Raw genomic sequence first — 24,351 nt, 5'->3', positions numbered from 1 at the left:
ATCGAGGACGGCGCGGCGCACCCTTTCCAGGGGGTGCCGTACGCGACCTGTGGGCCCGCGTCAACCGGTCACGCGATCAGTCACGCCGCCAGACGCCGACCGCCACGGCGAGCGTCACGTCCCGTGCAGCGGCGGTCCGAAGCCGCTCCCCGCGCCCGTCGCGGTCCAGGTGGAACCCTGCCGGTCCCATCGCGACCACGTCGTGTACCTGCTGCGCGGTGAAAGCGCTCGTCCGGATCACTTCGGTGACCGTTTCCCGTGTGAAGTGCGCGCCGAGAGTGGTTTCGAGGCGCTGTTCCTTCCGCTCGTCCACCGCGAGCACGAGGTCGCCCAGTTCGGCCAGGTGGCCGGGCAGCGGCGCGGCCACGACGAGAATGCCGCCAGGCGCGAGGACCCGGTGGAATTCGGCCGCGTTGCGCGGCGAGAAGACGTCGAGCACCACGTCGGCGACGCCGTCGCCCACCGGCCATGGCTCCCACAGGTTCCACACCGCGGCGCCCAACCGTGGGTGTGCCCTTGCCGCGCGACGCAACGCTATGGCCGAGACGTCCAACGCCAGGCCGACGGCCGACGGCGCCGCGTCGAGGACCCGAGACAGGTAGTAGCCCGGCCCCGCACCGGCGTCCACGACCAAGCCGCTCGGCGCGCCGGCTGCGCCGGCGACGGCGTCCGCAAGAGGCGCGTACGCGCCCGAGGCGAGCAACGCCGAGCGCGCCTCCACCATCGGCGCCGTGTCCGCCGTGCCGGCCGGGATCCGCGCATGCAACAGATTGACGTAACCCTGGCGGGCCAAGTCGAAAGAGTGACGGCTTTCGCAACGCAGCGTGCGCCCGGCCAACTCGATGGGGGAACCGCACACCGAACAGCGCAGTGCGTCCACGACCCGTGGTGGCAATGGGTCGATTCCCGGCCCTGCTGCTGTCATGCCGCTATTCGACCATGACGTTTCGCAACCGGACACAGCAGGCCGAACGGCCGGAAACCTTCCCGTAACAACTCCGGTACCGGAGTTCACGTACGGGAAACCTTGCGCGCCGCCCGGCGAAACACCCGCGCCGAAGACTTCCCTGCCAGCTACCCAGTGCACGGGAGGAAGATTGTGCTGAACGCCGGAGACACCGCGTGGGTACTGATCAGCGCCGCGCTGGTCATGCTCATGACGCCAGGACTCGCGTTCTTCTACGGCGGCATGGTCCGCGCGAAGAGCGTTTTGAACATGCTGATGATGAACTTCGTCGCCCTCGCGGTCGTCGGGGTGCTGTGGGTGCTCTTCGGGTTCTCCATGGCCTTCGGGAACGACGCGTTCGGCGGCCTGGTCGGCAACTTCGACTTCGCCGGGCTGTCGGACACCTTCGGCAAGCTCGTCGGCTTAGCCGCGAACGGCCCGCCGGCGGTGGCGTGGCCGGGCCCGGACGCGTTGCCGCTGCTGGCGTTCTGCATGTTCCAGCTGATGTTCGCGATCATCACCCCGGCACTGATCTCCGGCGCGATCGCGGACCGCGCGAAGTTCTGGGGCTGGACCCTGTTCGTGGCGATCTGGGTGGTCATCGTCTACTTCCCGGTCGCGCACTGGGTGTTCTCCTTCGACGGGTTCACCGGCGCGGACGCGGTCGGCGGCTGGATCGCCAACAAGCTCAAGGCCCTCGACTTCGCGGGTGGTACCGCGGTGCACATCAACGCCGGCGCCGCGGGTCTCGCGCTGGCCATCGTGCTCGGCAAGCGCAAGGGCTGGCCGAAGGACACCGGCCGCCCGCACAACGTGCCGTTCGTGCTGCTCGGCGCTTCGCTGCTGTGGTTCGGCTGGTACGGCTTCAACGCCGGTTCCTCGCTCGGCGCGAACGACCTGGCCGGCGTCGCGTTCACCAACACCACGGTGGCCACGGCGGCCGCGGTGCTCGGCTGGCTGGTCGTGGAGCAGCTGAAGTTCGGCAAGCCGACCACGCTCGGCGCGGCCTCCGGCGCGGTGGCCGGTCTGGTCGCGATCACCCCGGCGTGCGGGTTCGTCAGCCCGCTCGGCTCGATCGCGATCGGGGTCGTCGCCGGGGTGCTGTGCGCGCTGGCGGTGTCGCTGAAATACCGGTTCGGCTTCGACGACTCACTCGACGTGGTGGGCGTGCACCTGGTCGGTGGTCTCGTCGGCACCTTGCTGATCGGCTTCTTCGCCACCAAGAGCGTCAACTCCGCTGGTGCCGACGGGTTGTTCTACGGTGGCGGCTGGAAACAGCTGGGCATCCAGGCGGTCGCCGCGTTCGCGGTGCTGGGCTACTCGTTCGTGCTGTCGCTGATCATCGGCTTCGCGATCAAGAAGGCCGGCGGGTTCCGGGTGAGTGCGGAGGACGAGGCGAGCGGCATCGACGAGGCGCAGCACGCGGAGAGCGCCTACGACTTCACCGGAATGGGCGGGATCGGCCAGCACAGCACGTTCCCGGTGAAGCCCGCCACCGCCACGAAACTCGAGGAGACCAAGGCATGAAGCTGATCACCGCGATCGTCAAGCCGTTCACGCTCGACGACATCCGGTCCGCGCTGGAGCAGCTGGGCGTGCTCGGCATGACGGTCGGCGAAGTGCAGGGCTACGGCAGGCAGAAGGGGCACACCGAGGTCTACCGCGGCGCCGAGTACTCGGTGGACTTCGTGAGCAAGCTGAAGATCGAGGTCGTCACCGACGACACGGCGGTGGAGAAGGTGCTCGACGCGATCACCACCGCCGCGCACACCGGGAAGATCGGCGACGGCAAGGTGTGGGTCACCCCGGTCGAGACGGTGATCCGGGTCCGGACCGGCGAACGCGGCACGGACGCGCTCTAGGCGCCGGGGATGACAGACGGGGGTGAACTGGGCCGGGCGGCCGCAGGACTGCTGGACGGCAGGCTGCGGCCGCCCGCGCTACGGGCGGCGCTGGTCGACTTGTACGAGTTCTGGCTGGGAAAGGCCGCCACGGCGGCCAGACTGGACACCGCGGAACCGGGTGTCTCGCTGGTGGCCGTGGGCGGGCTCGGGCGACGCGAGCTGGTGCCATTCTCGGATCTGGACCTCGTACTCGTACACAACGGCAACCCTCGGGTCGGCGAGATGGCCGACTCGCTGTGGTACCCGCTGTGGGACGCGAAGGTGGGGCTGGACCATTCCGTGCGTACGCCGGGCGAAGCGGTGAAGGTTGCTTCGGAGGATCTGCGGACCGCGCTCGGCCTGCTCGACGCCCGGCACCTGGCCGGTGACGCCGACCTGACTGCACGGCTCGCTTCCGCCGCGCGCGACCTGTGGCGACGTACGGCCCGTAAGCGGCTGTCGGAGCTGGCTGATTCCGTACACACACGCTGGCGACGCAGCGGTGAGATCGCGCAGTCTGCAGAACCCGATCTGAAACACGGGCGAGGTGGCCTGCGGGATTTCGGCGTACTGGAGGCGTTGGCGGCGGCGCAGCTGACCGACCGTCCGAACGAAGAGCTGTTGGCTGCCAAGGGACTTCTGCTCGACGTACGGACCGAGTTGCGGCGTGAGCTGCGACGAGAGCGCGACGTGCTGAGTGCGCCGGAAGCCGAACCCGTGGCTGCTGAGTTGGGCTTCAGCGACCGGTTCGCCTTGGCTCGCAAGCTTTCCGGCACGGGTCGAGTGATCGGGTACGCGGTGGATGTCGCGCTTCGCTCGACTGCGGAGCCACCGCGCGCCCGGTTTGGGCGAAGGCCCGCGCGTACGCCGTTGGCAGAGGGCGTGGTGTTGCACGGCACGGAGGTCGCGTTGGCGCGCGATGCCGTCCCGGCCAAAGACCCAGCGTTACTCCTGCGGGTTGCGGCGGCTTCTGCGCGTACTGGGAAATCGATTTCGTACGGCACGTTGCGCATCTTGGCCGACTCCGCGCCAGAGCTGCGTACGCCGTGGCCGGATGACGCGCGCAACGCTCTCGTCGAGCTGCTGGGCGCAGGGGAGGGCCTGGTCGACGCCGTCGAGGCGCTGGACCGGACAGGACTGTGGGCGCGGCTTTTCCCGGAATGGGGCGCGATTCGTGATCTACCGCCTCGTTCTCCGGTGCATCAGTGGACTGTGGACCGGCATCTGGTGCAGGCGTGCGTCGAAGCAGCGAAGCTGACGACGACGGTGTCGCGCCCGGATCTGTTGCTGATCGGGGCACTGCTGCACGACATCGGCAAAGGCCGCGATGCCGACCATTCGGAACTGGGCGCGAAAATCTCCGCGCACGTCGCGGAACGGCTCGGGTTGTCGCGTACGGACGTCGCGACCGTGTCGGCGATGGTCCGGCACCACCTGTTGCTGCCCCACACCGCGACGCGGCGCGACATCGCCGATCCGGCCACAGTGTCGCGCGTCGCGAAGACGCTGGACGGCGACGTGGTGCTGCTGGAGCTGCTGCACGCACTCACCCGCGCCGACTCCCTGGCAACCGGGCCGGGCGTGTGGACCGACTGGAAGGACCGGCTGCTCGCCGAGCTTGTCGCAAGCTGCGAAGAGGCAATGCACGGCAAGGGGTTCACGCCGCCCGAGCCGCTGAACGAAGCGCAGCGGGACCTGGTCGGCCACGCCGCGCGTACCGGCCTCGGCCAGGTCCGGATCACTGCACACGGCAAGGTCGTGACGGCGTTCCTCGCGGTGCCCACCGGCGGCGAAGTGCTGGCACCTGCCGCCGGAGTGCTCGCGTTGAATTCCCTGGAGGTACACAGCGCCGTACTGCACGACGCCGGTCGCGCGGGTGTGTTCACGGCTTCGCCGCGATTCGGCTCATTGCCGGATCCTGCGCTCTTGCGTGAACAGTTTGCCCGCGCAGTGTCCGGCGCTCTTCCCCTGATCGACCGTCTTGCGGCGAAGGAGCGTGACTACTCCACCTCGTCGGTGCCTGTCGTCGCCCCGCACGTGCGCTGGTTCGACGACGAAACGAGCGGCTCGGACACCGTGGTGCTGGAACTTCGCGCAGCAGACCGCATCGGCTTGCTGTTCCGCGTGGCAGGGGCGCTTCGCGCCGAAGCGCGCGTGCGGTGGGCGAAGGTGGCTACGCTCGGCGGAGTGGCCGTCGACTCGTTCGCGGTGGCCCCACGCAGTGGCCGGATCGAGCCGGGATGGCGCCGAACGGTGGAAGCAGCGGTGCTCTCTGCTGCCGGGTGAGCCGATTTGCGCGGTCCGGACTCACCCATTCGGGGTGTCTCCGAAGCGCCGGCCGATTCCGATGGCAGGATGACGCGGGTCCGAGGAGGGTGCCAGCGGGGGTGAGCACGATGCGGGGTCCGGAGCAGAATCTCCCGGGATTGTCCCTGCCTCCCACCGTGGTCGCCGGTCATCTGCGGTCCTGCGCCGAGGAGCTGGCCGAAACGCTGCGTGGGCACGACGAGGCGGCGACGCTGGGCGAGCTGACCGAGGTCGTCACCCAGCTGGTCGCCGGGCAGCGCGCCCTCGCGCACGCGCTGGCCGGGCTCGCCGGGCGGGTGGACGTACGCAACATCGCGTTGGTCGCGGCTCCCACAGTGGACCTCGAAGTGGTCACCGAAGTCCTGCAGGCCGCGGCGTGCGCGGCGAGCTGTTCCGCTGAGGCGCTGGTCGAAGCGCAGCCTTCGCTCGACTGTGTCCGCGAGTCCGCCGGACCGGATACTCGCGTTTGAGTAGTCCTACTCAGTCCCGATTAGGTGACTTCACGCTGCCGTGGCCGGTGGCGCTCCGGGCAGACTGCACCCCGGCGCAGCGGACGAGGGGTATCCGCGAGCGTGCCGGCGGCGGAGGACACCCGGGGAGGTGTGTTCTTTCGCCGTGGTTCCGGGGCCGGTCGTGGGGAGCGGCCGGCCCCGGGACCACCCCGCGATTCACGATTCCGCGAGCCGCTTCAGCAGCTGCGAAGCCATCCGCAGTAGCTCCTGCTCCGTTGTGCTGAGCGTGCGGTCCACCGCGGCGGCCAGCCACGTCTCGCGCGACACCGAGTACTCCCGCAGCGCCGCCCGTCCGGCTGCGGTGATGTCGATCAACGACCGCCGTCCGTCCGAAGGGTCCGCGGTGCGCGTGACGAGCCCTCGCGAGGTAAGCGTGGCCAGGATCCGCGTCAGTGACTGTGGGTGCATCCGCTCCGTATCAGCCAGCTCACCCGGCGTGTGCGTACCGGCACGAGAGAGCCGGGAAAGCACCGCGAGCACGGCCGCCCCCGGCGAAGGCGTGTCCGCTTCGGCGCGCATCCGCCAGTCGAGCCGCCCGACGCTTTCGCGCACCTCGCGAGCGAGCGCGGTCGGTTTGTCGGTGTCCCCGGCGGGTTCGGCGCGCTGCTCGATCACTGATGTCATACGCCTATGTTTACTGAAATCCGCCGGAAACTCCACCAGATTTCCCATGGTTGAGCTGAACTGACCGTGCGAGGTAATAAACGTAGGAGTACAAATTCCTGCACACCCGTGAGGCCGGGGAGCCGGGCGGCTACCCTCGGGAGATGCCCGGGTGGCTGTGTGCTGCCCGGCACGCGAACTCTCGACCCAGCTGGAGCGTGCACCCCCGTGTTCGACACTCTCTCCGATCGGCTCACTTCGGCCCTTCAGTCGCTCTCGCGCAAGGGCCGGCTGTCCGAAGCCGACATCGACGCCACCGCGCGCGAGATCCGCATCGCGCTGCTGGAAGCGGACGTCGCGCTGCCGGTGGTCAAGGCGTTCGTCGCGCGCGTCAAGGACCGCGCGAAGGGCGCCGAGGTCTCGCAGGCGCTGAACCCGGCGCAGCAGGTCATCAAGATCGTCAACGAGGAGCTCGTGGCGATCCTCGGCGGTGAGACGCGCCGGTTGAACCTGGCGAAGAACCCGCCGTCGGTGATCATGCTCGCGGGTCTGCAGGGTGCCGGTAAGACCACCCTCGCGGGCAAGCTGGCGATGTGGCTGAAGAAGCAGGGCCACGCGCCGATGCTGGTCGCCTGTGACCTCCAGCGGCCCAACGCGGTCACCCAGCTGCAGGTGGTCGGTGAGCGTGCCGGAGTGACCACCTTCGCGCCCGAACCGGGCAACGGCGTCGGCGACCCGGTCGATGTCGCGCGTCGGGCCATCGCCGAGGCACGGCACGCGCAGCACGACATCGTCGTCGTCGACACGGCGGGCCGACTCGGCGTCGACGAAGAGCTGATGAAGCAGGCCGCGGATATTCGTGAGGCGGTCGATCCGGACGAAGTCCTCTTCGTGGTCGACGCCATGATCGGGCAGGACGCGGTGACCACCGCCGAGGCGTTCCGCGACGGGGTCGGCTTCACCGGCGTCGTGCTGACGAAGCTCGACGGTGACGCCCGCGGTGGTGCCGCGCTCTCCGTGCGCGAGGTCACCGGCCAGCCGATCCTCTTCGCGTCCAACGGCGAGAAGCTGGAGGACTTCGACACCTTCCACCCGGACCGGATGGCCTCGCGCATCCTCGGCATGGGTGACGTGCTGACCCTGATCGAGCAGGCCGAGCAGCACTTCGACCAGGAGCAGGCCGAACAGGCCGCGCAGAAGCTGACCAGCGGCCAGCTGACCCTGGAGGACTTCCTCGAGCAGATGCTCGCGGTGCGCAAGATGGGCCCGATCGGCAACCTGCTGGGCATGCTGCCCGGAGCCGGCCAGATGAAGGACCAGCTCGCCGAGGTCGACGACAAGCACCTCGACAAGCTGCAGGCGATCATCCGCGGCATGACACCGGCCGAGCGGGCCGACCCGAAGATGATCAACGGCTCCCGGCGGCTGCGCATCGCGAACGGTTCCGGGGTCGCCGTGCGCGACGTGAACGACCTGGTCAACCGGTTCTTCGAGGCGCGCAAGATGATGGCCCAGATGGCCGGCCGCTTCGGCTTCGGCGGGGGCGGCGGCAGCAAAACGCGCAAGGGCAAGAAGGGAAAGAAGGGCAAGGGCCGCGGCCCCACACCGCCCAAGCTGCGCGGCGGGATGCCCGGCGGGATGCCGATGCTGCCCCCCGGTGGCGCCGGCGGCGGAATGCCCGACCTGTCCCGGCTCGGCGGCATGAACGACGTCCCGGGATTCGACCCCTCGAAGTTCAAGCTGCCGAAAAACCCCAAGTGAGCGCACTGCACCTGACCGGCACCGTGCTGCCGGCGGGGGAGCCTGCTCAGCTGTGGATCGAGGACGGGCGGATCTCGGCCGAACCGGTCCCCGGCGCCGAAAGCTTGTGCGCCGACGGGTTCCTGGTGCCCGGCCTGGTAGACGCGCACTGCCACCCGGGGATCGGCCCGGGTGGCGCGGTGCCGCCGGCGGAAGCCGAGCAGCAGGCCCTCGTCGACCGTGCCGCCGGTACGCTGCTGATCCGCGATTGCGGTCTCCCGATCGACGTCCGGCCCCTGCAGTCGCGGGCCGATCTGCCGACGATCATCCGCTGCGGCCGGCACCTCGCGCTCCCGAAGCGATACCTCCCGGGCTATGCGATCGAGCTGGACGATCCGGCGCTGCTGCCCGAAGCCGTCGCGGAACAAGCCCGAGACGGTGACGGCTGGGTCAAGCTGGTCGGTGACTGGATCGACCGCGCAGAGGGCGATCTGGCGCCGCTGTGGCCGGACGACGTACTCGCCGAAGCGATCCGCGTGGCGCACGATCTGGGCGCGCGGGTCACTGCGCACGTGTTCGGCGAAGCCGCGCTGCCGGGGTTGATCGAAGCCGGTATCGACTGTCTTGAACACGGCACCGCGCTGTCCTCGGAACAGCTCGCCGAGCTGGCCCGCCGGGATGTCGCACTCGTGCCTACCCTGATCAACATCGAGAACTTCCCCGGCATCGCGGACAAGGCCACGAGGTACCCGGCGTACGCGGCCCATATGCGCGCGCTGCACGCAGGCGTCGGCGAGATGGTCTCCACGGCCGTCGAAGCCGGCGTACGCGTCTTCGCAGGCACGGACGCGGGCGGCATGGTCGAGCACGGCCTTATCGCCGACGAAGTCGAGGCCCTCCACCGCGCCGGAATGTCGCGTACGCAGGCGCTCGCCAGTGCGTCCTGGGAGGCCCGCGAGTGGCTCGGCCATCCCGGCATCGAGCACGGCGCACCCGCTGATCTGATCGTCTACCCGGCGGATCCGCGGGAAGACCTGGCCGTGCTTCGGCACCCGAAGCACATCGTGCTGGGCGGCACCGTCTTCGACTGAGCGGCGCGCTGTTCGGCTTTTCAGGTGCGTACGCCGCTATCGACCGTCAAAAAATGCGGGGTGCTCCCGGTCGAGACCGGTGAGCACCCCGCACTCTATTTCATTGCGCTGATGCGTCAGCCTTCATCCGCGACCGTACTGCGGCGACGGCGCACGTACAGGAGAGCAGCCGCACCTCCGCCGAGCAGCAGGACTGCGGCCCCGGCCATCCAAGCGATGTCCACACCCGTGAAGGCGAGCGGACCACTTTCACTGGCCTTGTCGATGAGGCCAGGAGCACCCGACTGGGGCACCAGGCCGGCGTCGACGGTCAGGTCCGTCGGCTTGTCCCGTCCGAGGGTGGTCTGTCCGGTGGTGCCGGTCTTGGGGTCGGCGTCGGAGTCTTTCGTGTTGTCCCCGGCGTGGGGCTTGGTGAAGGTCTTGCCATTGGGTGCGGTGAAACGCACCTGGTAGCAGCCGTCGCGCAGGCCGTCGAAGGAGTACTTGCCCTTCGCGTCGGTTACTGCGGTGTCCGGTTTGCCGTTGCCGTCTCCGTCGACCGGCTTGCCTGTGCAGTCGAGGAGTTCCACCTTGACTCCGGGAACGCCGGGTTCGCCGCTGTCCTGGAGTCCGTTGCCGTTGGTGTCTTCCCAGACGAAGTCACCGAGGTGGTTGCCTGGCTTGGTCACGAGACCGGCGTCGAGTGTGAGGTCTTCACGCTTGTCCGCGCCGAGGGTGGTCTGTCCGGTGGTGCCGGTCTTGGGATCGGCGTCGGAGTTCTTCGTGTTGTCCCCGATGTTGGGCTTGGTGAAGGTCTTGCCGTCGGGTGCGGTGAAGTGCACCTGGTAGCAGCCGTCGCGCAGGCCGTCGAAGTGATATTTGCCTTGGGCATCGGTTACCGCGGTGTCCGGTTTGCCGTTGCCGTCTCCGTCGACCGGCTTGCCTGTGCAGTCGAGGAGTTCCACCTTGACTCCGGGAACGCCGGGTTCGCCGCTGTCCTGGAGTCCGTTGCCGTTGGTGTCTTCCCAGACGAAGTCACCGAGGTGGTTGCCTGGCTTGGTCACGAGACCGGCGTCGAGTGTGAGGTCTTCACGCTTGTCCGCGCCGAGGGTGGTCTGTCCGGTGGTGCCGGTCTTGAGGTCGGCGTCGGAGTCTTTCGCGTTGTCCCCGGCGTGGGGCTTGGTGAAGGTCTTGCCATTGGGTGCGGTGAAACGCACCTGGTAGCAGCCGTCGCGCAGGCCGTCGAAGGAGTACTTGCCCCTCGCGTCGGTGGTGGTGGTGTCGGGCTTGCCGTTGCCGTCTCCGTCGACCGGCTTGCCTGTGCAGTCGAGGAGTTCGGCTTTGACGCCTGCGACGCCGGGTTCGCCGGCGTCCTGGAGTCCGTTGCCGTTGGTGTCTTCCCAGACGAAGTCACCGAGCCGGTTGGTCTCCGGCAGCCGCAGCGAGACGCGGTGCAGGTCCGAGGTGGTCGCCTCGGCCTCGTACTCGGGCACCAGGGGAGACTCACCCGGCACGACGTTCAGGCCGTTGATGCCGTCGGCACGACCGTCCTTGCGGTCCGTGAAATACAGGCTGCCGGTGTCGTACGTCGCGGCGGGGAAGTTCGAGAACCGCCGGACCTCGGTGTCCAGCTTGAACGTGACCTCGCTGAAGGTGCCCAGCAGGGTAGCCGAACCGCATCCGGCGAAGTCGGTCTTCGGAGTCCGGTAGTCCGTGCCCGCGTGTCCCTGCGGACGCTCGTTGCACATGTTGTGGCTGTTGTCAGCGGCGACTTCGAGGGTCTTGCCGTCGGTCTTCAGATTGGTCCGGCCGCCGGACAGCTCGGCGAAGCTGATCCCGGGGGTCTGGATCGTCCAATGCGTCGCATCGAACGACCCGCGGGCCCAGAAGACGCCGTTGATGTCCCGCTCGACATTGGACTGGCCACCGAGGCCGGTGATGTCCAGCACCGGGTTGGTCACCGGCTTCGAGAACTTCAGGGTCAGTTTGCCGGTGTTCTCGCACACCCCGTCGAAGTTCTGATGCGCCGCGGTGCCAACCGGGCCGCCGCAGCTGGAGGCCGTGCTGAGCACGCCCAGCGCGGGTAGCTTCGCCGGATCGGGCGAGCCGGTCAGCATGGCCGCCGTGGCTCCGTAGGACGCCTGGTTGGTGCCGTTGGCAAGGAAGTTCGCCCCGGGCAGCTGCTCGGGGCCGGCCGAGAACTGGGCGGTCACGTCGACCGGCCCGGTGGAGAGCGGGATCTTCGTGGTGGCCTTGGCGGCCGCCTGGCTTCTGAACGCATTCGGGGTACGCGGCCCCGCGGCGGAACCCGGGTTCACCAGCGTCCACTGGTCGTTGAACACGTAGCCGTTCTGTTCGGCCGCGACGGCCTCGGGCGAGGCCGCGATCTGCACCGCGGCCGAACCCGTCATCACGAGAAGCAGCGACGCCGCAGACGCCACGCCTCTCCGAATGGGCGAGCAACCCACAACAATGTCCTTTCCTGACACACGAGATGGTGTGCGGCTCGGGGGTTCCTGGAGACCTGCGGCGCGGGCTCTCGCCGAAGAAAGGCGCGGCAGGCGTTCAGATAAAGAGCTACGAGGTGGTTTTACCGCAAGATTTCCCGGGCGCCTAGCTGGATACCCCGCTGGGGGGAGGACTTCGGATCCGCTGGGTGAAAATTGTCTCCGCACGATTGACTTGCGTAGTCGTGCACCGCAGAAACGGCGGGGTCGTCACTCGTCAGTGATTCATGCGATGGGGGATAACGAATCTTTTCGCAATCACCATGCCCCTTCGGCCACGTTTGTTGTGACAACGAAGCAGCCTTCGCATCCGGCCGGAATACCTCTCAGGGGTGAGAAAGTTTTTGCCGAGATTGCGTGACCGATGGTCAGAAATTGCCTGATCCCGCCTGACCCGCCGCACCCTGCCACCACACCGCCACCTAGCGTGATGGTGTGGTCGACGACAACAGGGGAAGACGGATCTTCGGTGCCCACTGGGCGTTCGCCGCGTTCTTCGCCGGAGTGGCGGGCTATCACCTCGTCACCCTGATCACCACAGCAGCGGTCACTCACCCGAGTGGAGATGACGATCCGGTCGAACTCCTCGCCGGTCCGGGCCTGCTGCTGTCCTTCGTGCCGAACCTGGTGCTCGGGCTCAGCCCGGTGCTCGGCTCGGTGCGCTTCGGCTTCGGCCTCGATCGTGACTTCGGGCTTCGACCGCACTGGCGCGACGTCCGCATCGGTCTCGCCTGCGGCGCTCTCGCGCTCGTCGTCGGCTACCTGCTGAACCTCGGCGTCCTCGCGGTCTACGGCGGCGACGACGTGTCCGACAGTCCGCTCACCGACCTCCCCGACGTGTCCGACGGCAGCTCCCGCTGGCTCGCGGCAGCTGCGGCCGTGCTGGTGATAGCCGTCCCGATCACCGAGGAACTGCTCGTCCGCGGGGCCCTGTGGAACGGCCTCGCGCACCACCGCGTGCCGCCGTGGGTGGTGCTGGCGCTGACCGCGTTCGTCTTCGCCCTGATACACGGCGAATCCACCCGCGTGATCGCGCTGTTCGGGCAGGGACTGGTCCTGGGGCTGGCGCGCTACCGCTCCGGCCGCACCGCGGCGAGCGTGATCGCCCACGCCACGAACAACCTGCCGCCCGCGGTCCTTCTGTTCACCGGACATTGATCGTCCGCGTGATCATTCGAGTACTGTGCGAAGTCGTCCGGGCGGTTAGGCTCGACCGGTGATCCGCGCGAGCACCGGAGGAGCGGCGTGACGACTTCCCAGCACCGGGAACCCCTCCCGGGCGGCCCTCTGATCGTGGGGGAGGACACGGTGGCCGAGCCCGCCGGACCGCCCGCGCCGCGCTGGGGGTTCGGAGCGTTCCTGCTCGTCGAGGCGGTCCTGCTCGCCTCGGCCGCGTTCGTCAGCGTGCTCGCCGGCGATCCCCCGCCCGGAAAGCCGCTGCCGATCAGCTCGGTGCTGCTGGGCACCATGCTGCCCACCATGATCGCGGCCGGGGTCGCGGTGCTGATCACCGTCGTGCGCGGGAACGGCCCGGTGCCGGACCTGCGGCTGCGCTGGTGCTGGGCGGACGTGAAGACCGGGCTCAAGTACGGCCTGCTCGGCCTTGTGCTCACCTCGCTGGGCGCCTACCTGTGGACCCGGGTGGTCGGCTCCGCCGACGCGACCTCGGCGATCAGCGCGCTGGTGGACGACCGCAAGATGTCCGTGCCCGCGGCCGTGGTGATGTTCGCCTACCTCTGGCTGCTCGGCCCGATCTGCGAGGAGATCATCTACCGCGGGCTGCTCTGGGGTGCGGTCGAGCGGCTGAAGTGGAGCAGCGAGCGGTGGGGGCGCTTCGCCGCGTTCCTGCTGTCCACGGCGGTGTTCGCGGCCAGCCACCTGGAGCCGTTGCGCACCACGCTGCTGCTGGTCATCGCGGTCCCGATCGGGCTGGCCCGGCTCGCCACCGGACGACTCGCGGGCGGGGTCGTGGCCCACGCGGTGAACAACTTCCTGCCCGCGGTGGCGATCCTGCTCGGCGCGCTCGGCGTGGCCCGGTTCTGACGCGGCTTCCCGTGCTGCGGCCGGGGTCTGCGCAGGCCCGCGCGCATCGTCTGGCAGAATGGTGCACTGCCCGCTTCCGCCGGACCCTCTCACCGCGCGGGAGCTCCTGACCTTCGGGCGCCCGCTGCCCTGTCCCCACGGGGTCCGGCGTGCGCCCGCACCGCACCAGAGAGCAACGAGGAGTACCCACACCCGTGGCCGTCAAGATCAAGCTGCAGCGCCTCGGCAAGATCCGTGCGCCGTACTACCGCATCATCGTCGCCGACGCACGCACCCGCCGGGACGGCAAGGCCATCGAGACGATCGGCAAGTACCACCCCAAGGAAGAGCCGAGCCTGATCGAGGTCGACACCGACCGTGCGCAGTACTGGCTGGGTGTCGGCGCGCAGCCGACGGAGCCGGTCCAGCGCATCCTCGAGATCACCGGTGACTGGCAGAAGCACAAGGGCCTGCCGGGCGCCGAGGGCACCCTGAAGGTGGCCGAGCCGAAGCCGTCCAAGCAGGACCTGTTCAACGCGGCGCTGGCCGCGGCCGGTGAGGAGCCGGTCGCCGAGGCCATCACGGCGAAGAAGAAGGCTCCGAAGAAGGCCGAGGAGAAGGCCGAGGCCGGCGAGGGCGAGAAGTCCGAGTGAGCTTCCTCGCCGACTCCCTCGAGCATCTGGTGCGCGGGATCGTCGACAACCCGGACGAGGTCCGGGTCGAGCTGCTGACCACCCGCCGTGGCCGCACGCTCGAGGTGCACGTGCACCCCGACGATCTCGGCAAGGTGATCGGCCGGGGCGGGCGCACCGCGACCGCCCTGCGCACCGTCATGGGCGGCATCGGTGGCCGCGGCGTCCGGGTGGACGTCGTCGACACCGATCGCTGACCCGGCTGAGATACGGACGGTCAGGATGGACGTCGTAGTCGGCCGGATCGCGAAGGCGCACGGTATCCGCGGCGAGCTCGCGGTCGATGTGCGCACGGACGCTCCGCAGGAGCGGTTCGCGATCGGCGCGGTCGTCGCGACGAAGCTGCGAGACGGCAGCGAGAGGGAACTCACCGTGGCAGCCGCCCGCGAGCACAGCGGGCGGCTGCTGGTGCGTTTCGAGCAGGTGCTCACCCGCGACGTCGCGGAAACGCTGCGCGGGGCTCTGCTCACCGTGGACACCGGCGCGCTGCCGCCGACCGGTGATCCGGAGGAGTTCTACGACCACGAGCTGGCCGGCCTGCGTGCCGAGCTGGCCGACGGCACGGTGCTGGGCACCGTCGCCGAGGTCGTGCACTCCCCGGCCGGGGAGCTGCTCGAACTGGACGTGGACGGCCGCGAAGTGCTCGTGCCGTTCGTCCGGGCGATCGTGCCGACGGTCGATCTCGCCGGCGGGCGCGTGGTGCTCGAACCGCCGGAAGGCTTGCTGGAATGAGGAAATCCCCGGCGCGGGCGGAAGCCACCGATTACGGGAACCGATAGCGGTGCGCATCGACGTCGTCACGATCTTCCCCGAATATCTCGACCCGCTGCGTGCCGCGCTGCTGGGCCGGGCGATCGACCGCGGCCTCATCGAGGTCGGTGTGCACGATCTGCGCGACTGGACGCACGACGTGCACCGTGCGGTCGACGACGCCCCGTACGGCGGCGGCCCCGGCATGGTCATGAAGCCGGAGATCTGGGGTCCGGCGCTGGACGACGTGTGCACCGCCGCGACGCGTCTCGTGGTGCCGACGCCGGCCGGTCGGCCGTTCACGCAGGAGATGGCACACGCGTACGCCGCGGAAGAGCACCTGGTGTTCGCCTGCGGCCGTTACGAGGGCATCGACCAGCGGGTGGTGGACGACGCGGCGCGCCGGATGCCGGTCGACGAGGTGTCCATCGGTGACTATGTGCTGGTCGGCGGCGAGGCCGCGGTGCTGGTGATGGTCGAAGCGGTGGTCCGGCTGCTGCCCGGAGTACTCGGCAACGTCCGGTCTGCGGCCGAGGACTCGTTCTCCGACGGCCTGCTCGAAGGCCCCAGCTACACTCGCCCGGAGGTGTGGCGCGAGCTGGCGGTGCCGGACGTGCTGCGCTCGGGCAACCACGCGGTGATCGACCGCTGGCGCCGGGACCAGGCGCTCGCGCGCACCGCCGCCCGCCGCCCGGATCTGCTGGCGCGGCTGCCCGAAGGCAGCCTGGACCGCCGCGATCACGAGGTGCTCGACCGGCTCGGCGAGGAGCCCGGCCAGCCCCCGTGCGAACCGGACTCGGCAGGTTTGCCATAATGGACCGGTTGGCGTGACGCGCAGCCTCCTTCGCCGCCGGATCTCCGGATGCGGAGCCGCGACGTCGGCCGGAATGCCATCAGCCCCGGGCTAGTCGCAGTGGGCCCCACTGCGCGCCCAAGCTGTACGTAAGCCAGACGAATACGAGGACGGACCACCGATGAACACCCTGGACGCGCTGGACGCGCAGTCACTGCGTTCCGACATCCCGGACTTCCGCCCGGGCGACACGCTCAAGGTCCACGTCCGCGTCATCGAGGGCAACCGCGAGCGCAACCAGGTCTTCCAGGGCGTCGTGATCCGCCGTCAGGGCGGCGGCATCCGGGAGACCTTCACCGTCCGCAAGGTCTCCTTCGGCGTCGGCGTCGAGCGCACCTTCCCGGTGCACTCGCCGAACCTCGCCCAGGTCGAGGTCTTCAAGCGCGGCGACGTGCGCCGGGCGAAGCTGTACTACCTGCGCGAGCTGCGCGGCAAGAAGGCGAAGATCAAGGAGCGCCGCGAAAACCGCGAGACCACCGCTGCGCGCTGAGTGCCGGTCCGGTTACCGGTAGCCTGGCGCCGTGGTCGAACCCGTGTCCCAGAACGCCGCTGAAGGCGAACCCGACCGCCCGGAAGAGGAGCAGGAGCAATCCTCCGGGCGTGCGGGCTCGCATCGGCGGGGCAAATCCCCGAAGAAGAAGCGGTCGTTCTGGAAGGAACTGCCGATCCTGATCGCGATCGCCCTGGTGCTCACGATCCTGATCCAGGCGTTCCTCGCGAAGGTCTACATGATCCCCTCGGGATCCATGGAGTCCACCCTGCACGGCTGCCCCAGCTGCACCGGCGACCGGATCCTGGTCGACCGGGTGACCTACGACTTCACCGACCCCTCCCCGGGTGACGTGATCGTGTTCAAAGGCCCGCCCGCGTGGACCGAGAACGAGATCGCGCCGCAGGAGTCGAGCAACATCGTGGTACGCGCACTGCGCGGCCTCGGCTCGCTGGTCGGGTTCGCCCCGCCGGACGAGCGGGACTTCGTCAAGCGGGTGATCGCGACCGGCGGCCAGACCGTCCAGTGCTGCGATGCCCGGAACCGGGTGATCGTGGACGGCAAGGCGCTCGACGAGCCCTACATCCACTGGGAAGACTCCAACCACCGCGTTCAGGAGCCTTTCGCCCCGGTGAAGGTTCCGCAGGGTTCGCTCTGGGTGATGGGCGACAACCGCAACAACTCCGAGGACTCCCGATATCAGGGTGGCGGCGGAGCCAACGGTGCGGTGCCGGTCGACGACGTGATCGGCAAGGCCCGGCTCATCGTGCTCCCGCCGAGCCGTTGGAACGTCATCTCAGCGCCGAATCCGCAGGAGAACGCCCAGCCGGTGGCGTTGAGCGCCCCGGCCTGGCAGCAGGGCCTGCCGCTCGGCGCCGGCTTCGCCGCGGCGGTGCCCACGCTGTTCCTCGGCCGGCGCCTGAAGTCGGGCCTCCGCAAGGCGGCCGGCCGGAGACGGTAAGTGCCTGCGCGACAGTCCGGTGGTGCCGTTGTGACCCTTCCCCGCATGTCGGCCGAGCCGCTGCGTCCGCCACGGGCCGTGGTGCGCGGGGAGTTGTTCTGGGGCCTGCAAAGCGCGCTGGACCGGCGCGGCCTCGGCCCGGTCGCCGGAGTGGACGAGGCGGGCGCCGGAGCGTGCGCCGGTCCGCTGGTGGTGGCGTCGTGCGTGCTGCGGCCCGGTGACGGGGCGCGGCTGCCGGAGCTCACCGATTCGAAAATGCTCACCGCGAAGGCCCGGGACCGGGTGTACGACCGCGTGCTGCAGCGGGCGCTCGACTACGCGGTCATCGTCATTCCCACCGAACAGGTGGATCTGCTCGGTATCCGGGTGATGAACCTGGAAGGCATGCGCCGGGCCGTCGCGGCCTTGCACAGCCACCCCGGGTACGTGCTCACCGACGGTTTCCCGGTGCCCGGCATCCCGGCCCCGAACGCCGCGGTCATCAAGGGCGACCGCAGCGTCGCGGCGATCGCGGCGGCCTCGGTACTGGCGAAGGTGACTCGCGACCGCATCATGACCGGTCTGCACGACGAGCTGCCGGACTACGGTTTCAACGTGCACAAGGGCTACAGCACCTCGGATCATCTGGCCGCGCTGCGCGAGCACGGCCCGAGCCGGGTGCACCGCTGGTCCTATACCAATGTGGCCACCTCGGCCCTTGCGCACGGGCTCACCCCGCCGCATCCGGTCGTCCTCACTTACGCTGCACTGGAGAACTCCTTGGAGAAACCGGGCGGGCCGGTCCGTGCCACGGGCCGCTCGGTGGGTAAGAATGAACGCTCCGCCGCCGGAGCAGGACGAACGCGAGGAGGGGCGCGGATTTCATGAGCGCAGAGGATCTCGAGAAGTACGAGACCGAGATGGAGCTCTCGCTGTACCGCGAGTACCGCGACATAGTCGGCCAGTTCTCGTACGTGGTGGAGACCGAGCGGCGGTTCTACCTGGCCAACGCGGTGGACGTGCAGGTCCGCGACGGCGGGGGCGAGGTGTACTTCGAAGTCCGCATGTCGGACGCCTGGGTCTGGGACATGTACCGCCCGGCCCGGTTCGTCAAGCACGTCCGGGTCATCACCTTCAAGGACGTCAACGTGGAGGAGCTGGACAAACCCGACCTCCGGCTCCCGGAGGACGGCCCGTTCTCGGGCTGACTGTTTCGGCTCCGAAGGCCACGCGCACCCGATACCGGCGAGCGCGTGGCCTTCGTCGTCTTCGCGGCTGAGCGCTTTCAGCCATCCACAACCCCCCAGTTGTCCACAGGTGAGGCCGAAAGGTCTGGCGGCACGCTTTGTCACGCTGCGATGGTGGAGAGACCACGCACCGTGATCGCGGTGCTCCGTCCGTCGAGGGGGACCGATGAACGACGAACCGGACCCCGGCGCGCTCTGGCGCCGGACCTTCGGGCGCTGGGGTGAGGACCTCGCGCTCCGGCACCTGCAGAACGCGGGCATGATCCTGCTCAGCCGCAACTGGCACTGCCGCGAAGGCGAGCTCGACCTCGTTCTGTCCGAACGCAACCGCGGCCGTGACTGCGTCGTGTTCTGCGAAGTGAAGACCCGCTCCGGGGACAGCCATGGCACGCCGGCCGAATCAGTCACCCCGGAGAAAGCCGAACGCGTCCACCGCGCGGCCCTGCGTTGGCTGCGGGAGCACCGCGTCGGCTGGTGCCGGACCCGCTACGACGTCGTCACCGTTTTCGCCCGGGCCGGCGTGCAACCGGTTGTCCGCCATCTTGCCGGGGCGTTCTGATGCCTCACGCGAAATCGTGGTCCGTCGCGTTGTTCGGCATCGAGGGCCGGGTCGTCGAGATCGAGGCCGATCTCGGGGGCGGCCTGAGCCGGGTCACCTTGGTCGGGCTGCCCGACGCCGGGCTGCGCGAGGCGAAGGACCGCGTGCGCTCGGCCGTGCGGAACTCCGGCCAGCCGTGGCCGGACGGCAAGATCACCCTTGCCCTGTCCCCGGCGAACCTGCCGAAGATGGGTTCCGGCTACGACCTGGGCATCGCGGCCGCCGTCCTCGCCGCGACCGGCGCGGTGCCCGCCACCAAGCTGTTCCGCACCATCCTGCTCGGCGAACTCGCGCTCGACGGCCGGACCCGCCCGGTCCGCGGGGTGCTGCCCGGACTGCTCGCCGCCCGCGCCGCCGGTCACGAACGCGCCATCGTCCCCACGGAGTGCCTGTCCGAAGCCGCTCTCGTCGACGGGCTCGAGATCTCCGGCGTCTCCCGGCTGACCGACCTGGTCGCCTGGCTGAAGGACGAAGGCGAACTTGCCGAGGCACCGCCCCCGTCCGTCACCGAACCCGACCCGAGACCCGACCTCGCGGATGTCGTCGGCCAGCCGGAAGCCCGCTGGGCCTTGGAAGTCGCCGCCGCGGGCGGTCACCACCTGCTCCTGTCAGGCCCGCCCGGCGTCGGGAAAACCCTTCTCGCGCAACGGCTTCCCGGTCTGCTCCCGGAGCTGTCGCCGGAGGATGCGCTGCAGGTCACCGCCATCCATTCGGTCGAGGGAGCGCTGTCGAAGTCCTCGCCTCTGGTCACCGTGCCGCCGTTCGTCGCCCCGCACCACTCGATCACCACCGCCGCCCTGATCGGCGGCGGCACCGGCCTCGCCGCCCCCGGTGCGATCAGCCGGGCCCACCGCGGGGTCCTGTTCCTTGACGAAGCTTGCGAGTACGGAAACCAGAAACTCGACTCCCTGCGCACCGTCCTGGAAGAAGGCGAGGTCCGCATCGCCCGCGCGAAAGGCGTGGTCCGCTACCCGGCCCGGTTCCAGCTGATCATGGCCACGAACCCGTGCCCCTGCGCTCCGCCACGGGAGATCGACTGCACCTGCTCCGTCCCCACTCGCCGCCGCTACCTGGCGAGGCTCTCCGGCCCGCTCCTGGACCGCGTGGACCTCCGCGTCCGCCTCCACTCCCTGACCGCGATCTCCGCCCACCACACGACACCACCCGAACCCTCCGCGACGGTCCGGGAACGCGTACTGGCCGCCCGCGACCGCGCCCGCCACCGCTGGCGATCCCACGGCTGGCGCATCAACTCGGATGTCCCCGGCCCGATCCTGCGCCGAGACTTCCCGCTGCCCGCAAGCACCACCGTCGTACTCGACAAAGCACTGAACAAAGGCCTCCTCACCGCCCGCGGTGCCGACCGATGCCTCCGCATCGCCTGGACCCTCACCGACCTGGCCGGCCTTCCCACCCCCGCCGGCGAACAAGTCGCCGCCGCCCTCAACTTCCGCGAACGAGTCACCCCCTGACCGATCCGCCACATCCCACCCCGCCTTCGCCCGGAGCTACCCCCAGCCGAGCCGAGAGTCGCTCCTCCAGACCAAGGCCACCGCGTCCGAGCCGGGAGTTACCCGCCGGGCCAAGGTCCTACCCGAGGCGGGAGCTGCCCGCCGGGCCAAGGCCCCACCCGAGGCGGGAGCTGCCCGCCGGGCCAAGAACGGCTCCGTCGAGGCAGGAATCGCACCGTAGATCCAAGGCCCCCCGCCAGACCAGAAGGAGCCGCCCCATCCGAGCCGAGATCGCCCCACCGGCCCAAGCGGTCCGGCTCAGCCGAGATCCCCCGTCAAGCCAGGCAGCCCGCCGGGGCTCGGAGCCGCCCCGTCGAGCCAGTGCCACCCCCGTCCCAGCCAGGAATCGCCCCACCGGGCCGAGACCGTCCTGCCAAGTCCAGAGCAGCTCGCCAGGCTCGGAGCCACTCGGTCGAGCCCGGTCACCCCACCCGACCGAGGAGCCGCCCTGCCGAGCCAAGACTGCCCTGCCGAGCCAAGACTGCCCTGTCAACCCCAAGAACCGTCCGCCAGGCCCGGAGCCGCGCCCCGCCGGGACCGAGTTCGACTCTCCCGAGCCACCGAGCCACCGAGCCACCGAGCCACCGAGCCACCGAGCCACCGAGCCACCGAGCCACCGAGCCACCGAGCCACCGAGCCACCGAGCCACCGAGCCACCGAGCCACCGAGCCACCGAGCCACCCGGCTTTCGACAGCGCCGGTTCCCTCACCGGCGGCCTTTCCCGCCCCATCCGCCCATAGCCGACCGATCCGTCCCACCGTCTGCGACCTACCTCTGTCTCTTCGGCCTCCCGGACCCGAACTGACCGAAACCAACCCCGCGCCCGCAAACCCACGAATTCGCGAACCCACGAACAAGGAATTCCCGATGACCGACCCGACCAATTGCTCAGCTGTCCCTGAACCGCCCCAACGGCGAAAGCCCGCTCCCGCACCCAAACCCACCACAGCCCACGATTACCGCGCCCGCCCCGAACCCGACTCGCCCTACCACATCGATCCGGCCGCAGGCCCCGGACCAGCCCGCCCCCTCGCCTCCGGCAGCGACTCCGACCCGGACCTCAGCCCAGCCCCACACTCCGACTCCGCGCACCGACCCACCTCGCCCGGCCGCCCCCAGCAGCCCGCCCCCACCGACCCGGCCCATCTCCGCGAGCCCGAGCCGCCGTACGAATCACCGCAATCCCCGGCCCCCCGCCAACCTCGCAACTCCGAGTCCCCACACCAATCCGCCACACTCCGGCGCCGTCATCGCCGCCCGCACCTGCTGGCCGACGAACTGCCCACCGCGGGCCGGCCGCTCAAGCTCGTCCCGGATCAGGAACCTCATCCGGAACAGGACCCCGCCTGGGTCCGGGATCAGCTCACCTCACCCCGACCCTTCGCCGTCGTCGAGGACAGCGCCAGAAGAGGTGCGGTATGACCGCTCTTCCCGACCAGACATCGGCCACCGAAGTCGAACGCCTGGCCCGCGCGTACCTGTTACGTGTCGCGGAGCCGCCGGCTCCTGCGCTGCTCGCGTTCGTGGGCGAGCAAGGACCGATCGACGCGGCAGAGCGGGTTCGTACCGGCGACTGTCCTGAGCCGGTCCGCAAGGAGACCGCGGCGAGGCGGGTCTCCGTGATCGCAGAACGAGACCTCGAACTCGCCGATAAAGCCGGCGCGCGGCTGGTGACCCCGGAGGACCACGAGTGGCCGGCTTGGCCCCTGCTGTCCTTGGCGGTCGCGACCGGGCGCGGTGTGCCGAACGTCGCCGCGCCGCTAGGCCTTTGGGTTCGCGGCAGCGCCAACCTCGCGGAGGCAGCCGACCGCGCGGTAGCCATCGTCGGGGCCAGACTGGCCACGGACTACGGGCGGGAAAACTCCCTCGAGCTCGCGTACGCATTGGCTGCCCGCCAAATACCGGTGTTCTCCGGCGCCGCGATGGGGATCGATGCCGCTGCACATCGCGGAGCGTTGGGCGCTGAAGGAGTCACCGTCGCGGTGCTCGGCTGTGCTGTCGACTTCGTCTATCCGGCCGGTCACGTAGAACTGATGAAACGCATCGTCGACCACGGCGGCGCGGTCGTCAGCGAGTATGCGCCAGGCACGCCACCTGCTCGACATCGTTTTCTCGTACGCAACCGCCTCATCGCTGGCCTCACCGACGGCACGGTGGTCGTCGAAGCAGGCGTACGGAGCGGCGCGCGCAACACCGCCACCACGGCGGGCGCGCTCGGCAAAGTGGTGATGGCAGTCCCTGGACCAGTGCACTCCGTCAGCTCCGCGGGCTGCCACGCGCTCATCAGGGATTGCCAAGCCACGCTCGTGACCACAGTCGACGAAGTCATGGAAACCGTTGGCCGCTTCGGCGCTGAGGAAGCCAAGCCGGACGCACCTCGCCGCCCCACGGACAACCTTGCTCCGGAGGCGTTGCGGGTCTACGAAGCGCTGGAGCCGCGCGCAGGCCGTTCTCCGGAACAGATCGCTGAAGGTGCTGGAGTGCCGGTGACGAGGGTGCGCGCCTTACTGCCGGAGCTGGAAATCGACGGTTTCGCAGTACGTGGCGACAGCGGGTGGCGGCGAATAATCCGGACGGCTGCCCGATGATCGGCGTGGCGATACTTGACCAACGGCGATGGTTCGCGCAGCGTAATCGTCATGTCGTCAGCGACCGCGCGCACCGGTGCAACTGCGCGTCCCGGGGGGCACCGAAAACATCCGCCCCGCCCCGATCTTCGAGCTCTTCGCGATGCTCTGCCGGAAGCCGCCCAAGGCGCGGTCGCCGACTACGAACGGCATCTGTCGCTGGAGCGCGGGCTGTCGCCGCATACTGTCCGCGCGTACGTCGGCGACGTCGTGTCCCTCCTGGCGTTCCTGACCGCGGCGGAGGGTGAGGCGCCCGCTCGGAGCCTTCGCGACCTCGACATCACGCAGCTGCGCGCGTGGCTTGCCGGGCAACGCACTGCAGGCGCTGGCCGCACCACCTTGGCTCGCCGAGCCGCTGCGGCGCGCACATTCACGGCTTGGGCGCACCGGACTGGTTTGCTGCCGTCGGACCCGGGCGGGCGACTGGCCGCGCCCCGCGCACACCGGACGCTGCCGGGGGTGTTGCGGGCCGATCAGGCCGACGCCCTGATGACCGCTTCCGCGAGTGGAGCGGCTGACCGGAATCCGGTAGCGCTGCGTGATCGTGCGCTGATCGAGGTGCTGTACGCGACCGGTATTCGGGTATCCGAGCTGTGCGGGCTGGACGTCGGTGCGGTGGATTTCTCACGCCGGGTGGTCACTGTCGTGGGCAAGGGCGACAAGGAGCGCACGGTCCCGTTCGGGGTGCCAGCGGCCGCGGCGTTGTCCGAGTGGCTCGAAGAAGGCCGACCGGAACTCGTTGGGCAACGCTCGGGATCGGCGCTGTTCCTGGGCGTCCGCGGCAAGCGGATCGACCCGCGAGCAGCACGCCAGGTCGTGCATGAGGCGGTGGCCGCGGTGCCCGGTGCCCTCGACATGGGCCCGCACGGGTTACGCCATTCGGCCGCGACGCATTTGCTCGAGGGAGGTGCCGACCTCAGAAGCGTTCAGGAACTGCTCGGTCACGCTACGCTTGCCACGACCCAGCTCTACACTCACGTCACCGTTGATCGGCTGAAGGCGATCCATGACCGAGCACACCCCCGGGCCTGACGAGGCCGGCGGTTGCTCGG

General features: G+C 69.5%; 23 protein-coding genes. 20 read left to right on the top strand and 3 right to left on the bottom strand.

What is annotated here, in order from left to right; all coding sequences use genetic code 11:
* Positions 1–76: 76 nt before the first annotated feature.
* The gene (locus D5S19_RS27965; RefSeq protein WP_120026352.1) at positions 77–925 is read right to left on the bottom strand and encodes a putative RNA methyltransferase; all 849 of its coding nucleotides are present in this window, start codon (positions 923–925) and stop codon (positions 77–79) included.
* A 174-nt stretch (positions 926–1,099) separates the two neighbouring features.
* Between D5S19_RS27965 and D5S19_RS27960 the strand changes: the two genes are divergently transcribed.
* The 4 genes from D5S19_RS27960 to D5S19_RS27945 all read left to right on the top strand — a co-directional run bounded on the left by D5S19_RS27960 (position 1,100) and on the right by D5S19_RS27945 (position 5,606).
* Positions 1,100–2,473, top strand: a complete 1,374-nt coding sequence (locus D5S19_RS27960) for an ammonium transporter (protein WP_199730741.1) — start codon at positions 1,100–1,102, stop codon at positions 2,471–2,473.
* Entirely contained in the window at positions 2,470–2,808 is a 339-nt protein-coding gene (locus D5S19_RS27955; protein ID WP_098510729.1) for a P-II family nitrogen regulator, read from the top strand. Before D5S19_RS27960 ends, D5S19_RS27955 begins: the two co-directional genes overlap by 4 nt.
* A gap of 9 nt (positions 2,809–2,817) precedes the next feature.
* Positions 2,818–5,115 carry a [protein-PII] uridylyltransferase gene (locus D5S19_RS27950; RefSeq protein ID WP_120026351.1) on the top strand — a complete coding sequence of 766 codons (2,298 nt, stop codon included), beginning with the start codon at positions 2,818–2,820 and terminating at the stop codon, positions 5,113–5,115.
* A 110-nt stretch (positions 5,116–5,225) separates the two neighbouring features.
* Positions 5,226–5,606, top strand: a complete 381-nt coding sequence (locus D5S19_RS27945; protein ID WP_120026432.1) for a hypothetical protein — start codon at positions 5,226–5,228, stop codon at positions 5,604–5,606.
* Positions 5,607–5,804: 198 nt separating this feature from the next.
* Here the strand turns inward: D5S19_RS27945 and D5S19_RS27940 are convergent, their stop codons facing one another.
* Complete coding sequence (locus tag D5S19_RS27940) at positions 5,805–6,272, bottom strand: MarR family winged helix-turn-helix transcriptional regulator (protein ID WP_120026350.1); 468 nt, start codon at positions 6,270–6,272, stop codon at positions 5,805–5,807.
* A gap of 207 nt (positions 6,273–6,479) precedes the next feature.
* On the opposite strand from D5S19_RS27940, the gene ffh reads away from it, so the two are divergent.
* Both ffh and D5S19_RS27930 read left to right on the top strand, forming a co-directional pair.
* Positions 6,480–8,012, top strand: a complete 1,533-nt coding sequence (ffh, locus tag D5S19_RS27935) for a signal recognition particle protein (protein WP_120026349.1) — start codon at positions 6,480–6,482, stop codon at positions 8,010–8,012.
* Complete coding sequence (locus tag D5S19_RS27930) at positions 8,009–9,082, top strand: amidohydrolase family protein (protein ID WP_120026348.1); 1,074 nt, start codon at positions 8,009–8,011, stop codon at positions 9,080–9,082. The genes ffh and D5S19_RS27930 overlap by 4 nt, the downstream gene beginning before the upstream one ends.
* A gap of 116 nt (positions 9,083–9,198) precedes the next feature.
* Here D5S19_RS27930 and D5S19_RS27925 read toward each other — a convergent pair whose 3' ends face one another.
* Entirely contained in the window at positions 9,199–11,502 is a 2,304-nt protein-coding gene (locus D5S19_RS27925; protein ID WP_120026347.1) for an SdrD B-like domain-containing protein, read from the bottom strand.
* Between the two features lie 501 nt (positions 11,503–12,003).
* On the opposite strand from D5S19_RS27925, the gene D5S19_RS27920 reads away from it, so the two are divergent.
* The 14 genes from D5S19_RS27920 (at position 12,004) to D5S19_RS27855 (ending at position 24,331) form a co-directional block, all read left to right on the top strand.
* The gene (locus tag D5S19_RS27920; protein ID WP_120026346.1) at positions 12,004–12,726 is read left to right on the top strand and encodes a CPBP family intramembrane glutamic endopeptidase; all 723 of its coding nucleotides are present in this window, start codon (positions 12,004–12,006) and stop codon (positions 12,724–12,726) included.
* A gap of 87 nt (positions 12,727–12,813) precedes the next feature.
* The gene (locus D5S19_RS27915; protein WP_120026345.1) at positions 12,814–13,611 is read left to right on the top strand and encodes a CPBP family intramembrane glutamic endopeptidase; all 798 of its coding nucleotides are present in this window, start codon (positions 12,814–12,816) and stop codon (positions 13,609–13,611) included.
* 194 nt (positions 13,612–13,805) lie between these two features.
* Entirely contained in the window at positions 13,806–14,243 is a 438-nt protein-coding gene (gene rpsP, locus D5S19_RS27910; RefSeq protein WP_120026344.1) for a 30S ribosomal protein S16, read from the top strand.
* The gene (locus tag D5S19_RS27905) at positions 14,240–14,479 is read left to right on the top strand and encodes an RNA-binding protein (protein WP_003103110.1); all 240 of its coding nucleotides are present in this window, start codon (positions 14,240–14,242) and stop codon (positions 14,477–14,479) included. Before rpsP ends, D5S19_RS27905 begins: the two co-directional genes overlap by 4 nt.
* Before the next feature lie 25 nt (positions 14,480–14,504).
* Entirely contained in the window at positions 14,505–15,014 is a 510-nt protein-coding gene (rimM, locus tag D5S19_RS27900) for a ribosome maturation factor RimM (RefSeq protein ID WP_098510718.1), read from the top strand.
* 49 nt (positions 15,015–15,063) lie between these two features.
* Positions 15,064–15,846 carry a tRNA (guanosine(37)-N1)-methyltransferase TrmD gene (gene trmD / locus D5S19_RS27895; RefSeq protein WP_120026343.1) on the top strand — a complete coding sequence of 261 codons (783 nt, stop codon included), beginning with the start codon at positions 15,064–15,066 and terminating at the stop codon, positions 15,844–15,846.
* Between the two features lie 160 nt (positions 15,847–16,006).
* Positions 16,007–16,375 (top strand): 50S ribosomal protein L19, encoded by a 369-nt coding sequence (rplS, locus tag D5S19_RS27890; protein WP_098510716.1) that lies wholly within the window; start codon positions 16,007–16,009, stop codon positions 16,373–16,375.
* 31 nt (positions 16,376–16,406) lie between these two features.
* The gene (lepB, locus tag D5S19_RS27885) at positions 16,407–17,336 is read left to right on the top strand and encodes a signal peptidase I (RefSeq protein ID WP_120026342.1); all 930 of its coding nucleotides are present in this window, start codon (positions 16,407–16,409) and stop codon (positions 17,334–17,336) included.
* 78 nt (positions 17,337–17,414) lie between these two features.
* The gene (locus D5S19_RS27880; protein WP_120026431.1) at positions 17,415–18,203 is read left to right on the top strand and encodes a ribonuclease HII; all 789 of its coding nucleotides are present in this window, start codon (positions 17,415–17,417) and stop codon (positions 18,201–18,203) included.
* Entirely contained in the window at positions 18,200–18,523 is a 324-nt protein-coding gene (locus D5S19_RS27875) for a DUF2469 domain-containing protein (protein WP_003096226.1), read from the top strand. The genes D5S19_RS27880 and D5S19_RS27875 overlap by 4 nt, the downstream gene beginning before the upstream one ends.
* Before the next feature lie 205 nt (positions 18,524–18,728).
* Positions 18,729–19,121, top strand: a complete 393-nt coding sequence (locus D5S19_RS27870; RefSeq protein WP_120026341.1) for a YraN family protein — start codon at positions 18,729–18,731, stop codon at positions 19,119–19,121.
* Positions 19,121–20,632 (top strand): YifB family Mg chelatase-like AAA ATPase, encoded by a 1,512-nt coding sequence (locus D5S19_RS27865; RefSeq protein ID WP_120026340.1) that lies wholly within the window; start codon positions 19,121–19,123, stop codon positions 20,630–20,632. Before D5S19_RS27870 ends, D5S19_RS27865 begins: the two co-directional genes overlap by 1 nt.
* Before the next feature lie 1,458 nt (positions 20,633–22,090).
* Entirely contained in the window at positions 22,091–23,260 is a 1,170-nt protein-coding gene (dprA, locus tag D5S19_RS27860) for a DNA-processing protein DprA (RefSeq protein WP_120026339.1), read from the top strand.
* A 51-nt stretch (positions 23,261–23,311) separates the two neighbouring features.
* Positions 23,312–24,331 carry a tyrosine recombinase XerC gene (locus tag D5S19_RS27855; protein WP_120026338.1) on the top strand — a complete coding sequence of 340 codons (1,020 nt, stop codon included), beginning with the start codon at positions 23,312–23,314 and terminating at the stop codon, positions 24,329–24,331.
* Positions 24,332–24,351: the final 20 nt, after the last annotated feature.

Origin of the sequence: Amycolatopsis panacis (assembly GCF_003600245.1) — a bacterium.
GTDB lineage: Bacteria > Actinomycetota > Actinomycetes > Mycobacteriales > Pseudonocardiaceae > Amycolatopsis > Amycolatopsis sulphurea.
Note: the sequence above shows the minus strand (reverse complement) of the source record. Positions and strands in the feature narration are given on the sequence as shown.

What these genes read in the sequence shown, in the direction of transcription:
- D5S19_RS27965 (WP_120026352.1), bottom strand. Translation starts at nt 925, where the DNA reads ATGACAGCAGCAGGGCCGGGAATCGACCCATTGCCACCACGGGTCGTG.
- D5S19_RS27955 (WP_098510729.1), top strand. Translation starts at nt 2,470, where the DNA reads ATGAAGCTGATCACCGCGATCGTCAAGCCGTTCACGCTCGACGACATC.
- D5S19_RS27950 (WP_120026351.1), top strand. Translation starts at nt 2,818, where the DNA reads ATGACAGACGGGGGTGAACTGGGCCGGGCGGCCGCAGGACTGCTGGAC.
- D5S19_RS27945 (WP_120026432.1), top strand. Translation starts at nt 5,226, where the DNA reads ATGCGGGGTCCGGAGCAGAATCTCCCGGGATTGTCCCTGCCTCCCACC.
- D5S19_RS27940 (WP_120026350.1), bottom strand. Translation starts at nt 6,272, where the DNA reads ATGACATCAGTGATCGAGCAGCGCGCCGAACCCGCCGGGGACACCGAC.
- rimM (WP_098510718.1), top strand. Translation starts at nt 14,505, where the DNA reads ATGGACGTCGTAGTCGGCCGGATCGCGAAGGCGCACGGTATCCGCGGC.
- rplS (WP_098510716.1), top strand. Translation starts at nt 16,007, where the DNA reads ATGAACACCCTGGACGCGCTGGACGCGCAGTCACTGCGTTCCGACATC.
- D5S19_RS27875 (WP_003096226.1), top strand. Translation starts at nt 18,200, where the DNA reads ATGAGCGCAGAGGATCTCGAGAAGTACGAGACCGAGATGGAGCTCTCG.
- D5S19_RS27870 (WP_120026341.1), top strand. Translation starts at nt 18,729, where the DNA reads ATGAACGACGAACCGGACCCCGGCGCGCTCTGGCGCCGGACCTTCGGG.
- D5S19_RS27865 (WP_120026340.1), top strand. Translation starts at nt 19,121, where the DNA reads ATGCCTCACGCGAAATCGTGGTCCGTCGCGTTGTTCGGCATCGAGGGC.
- dprA (WP_120026339.1), top strand. Translation starts at nt 22,091, where the DNA reads ATGACCGCTCTTCCCGACCAGACATCGGCCACCGAAGTCGAACGCCTG.
- D5S19_RS27855 (WP_120026338.1), top strand. Translation starts at nt 23,312, where the DNA reads ATGTCGTCAGCGACCGCGCGCACCGGTGCAACTGCGCGTCCCGGGGGG.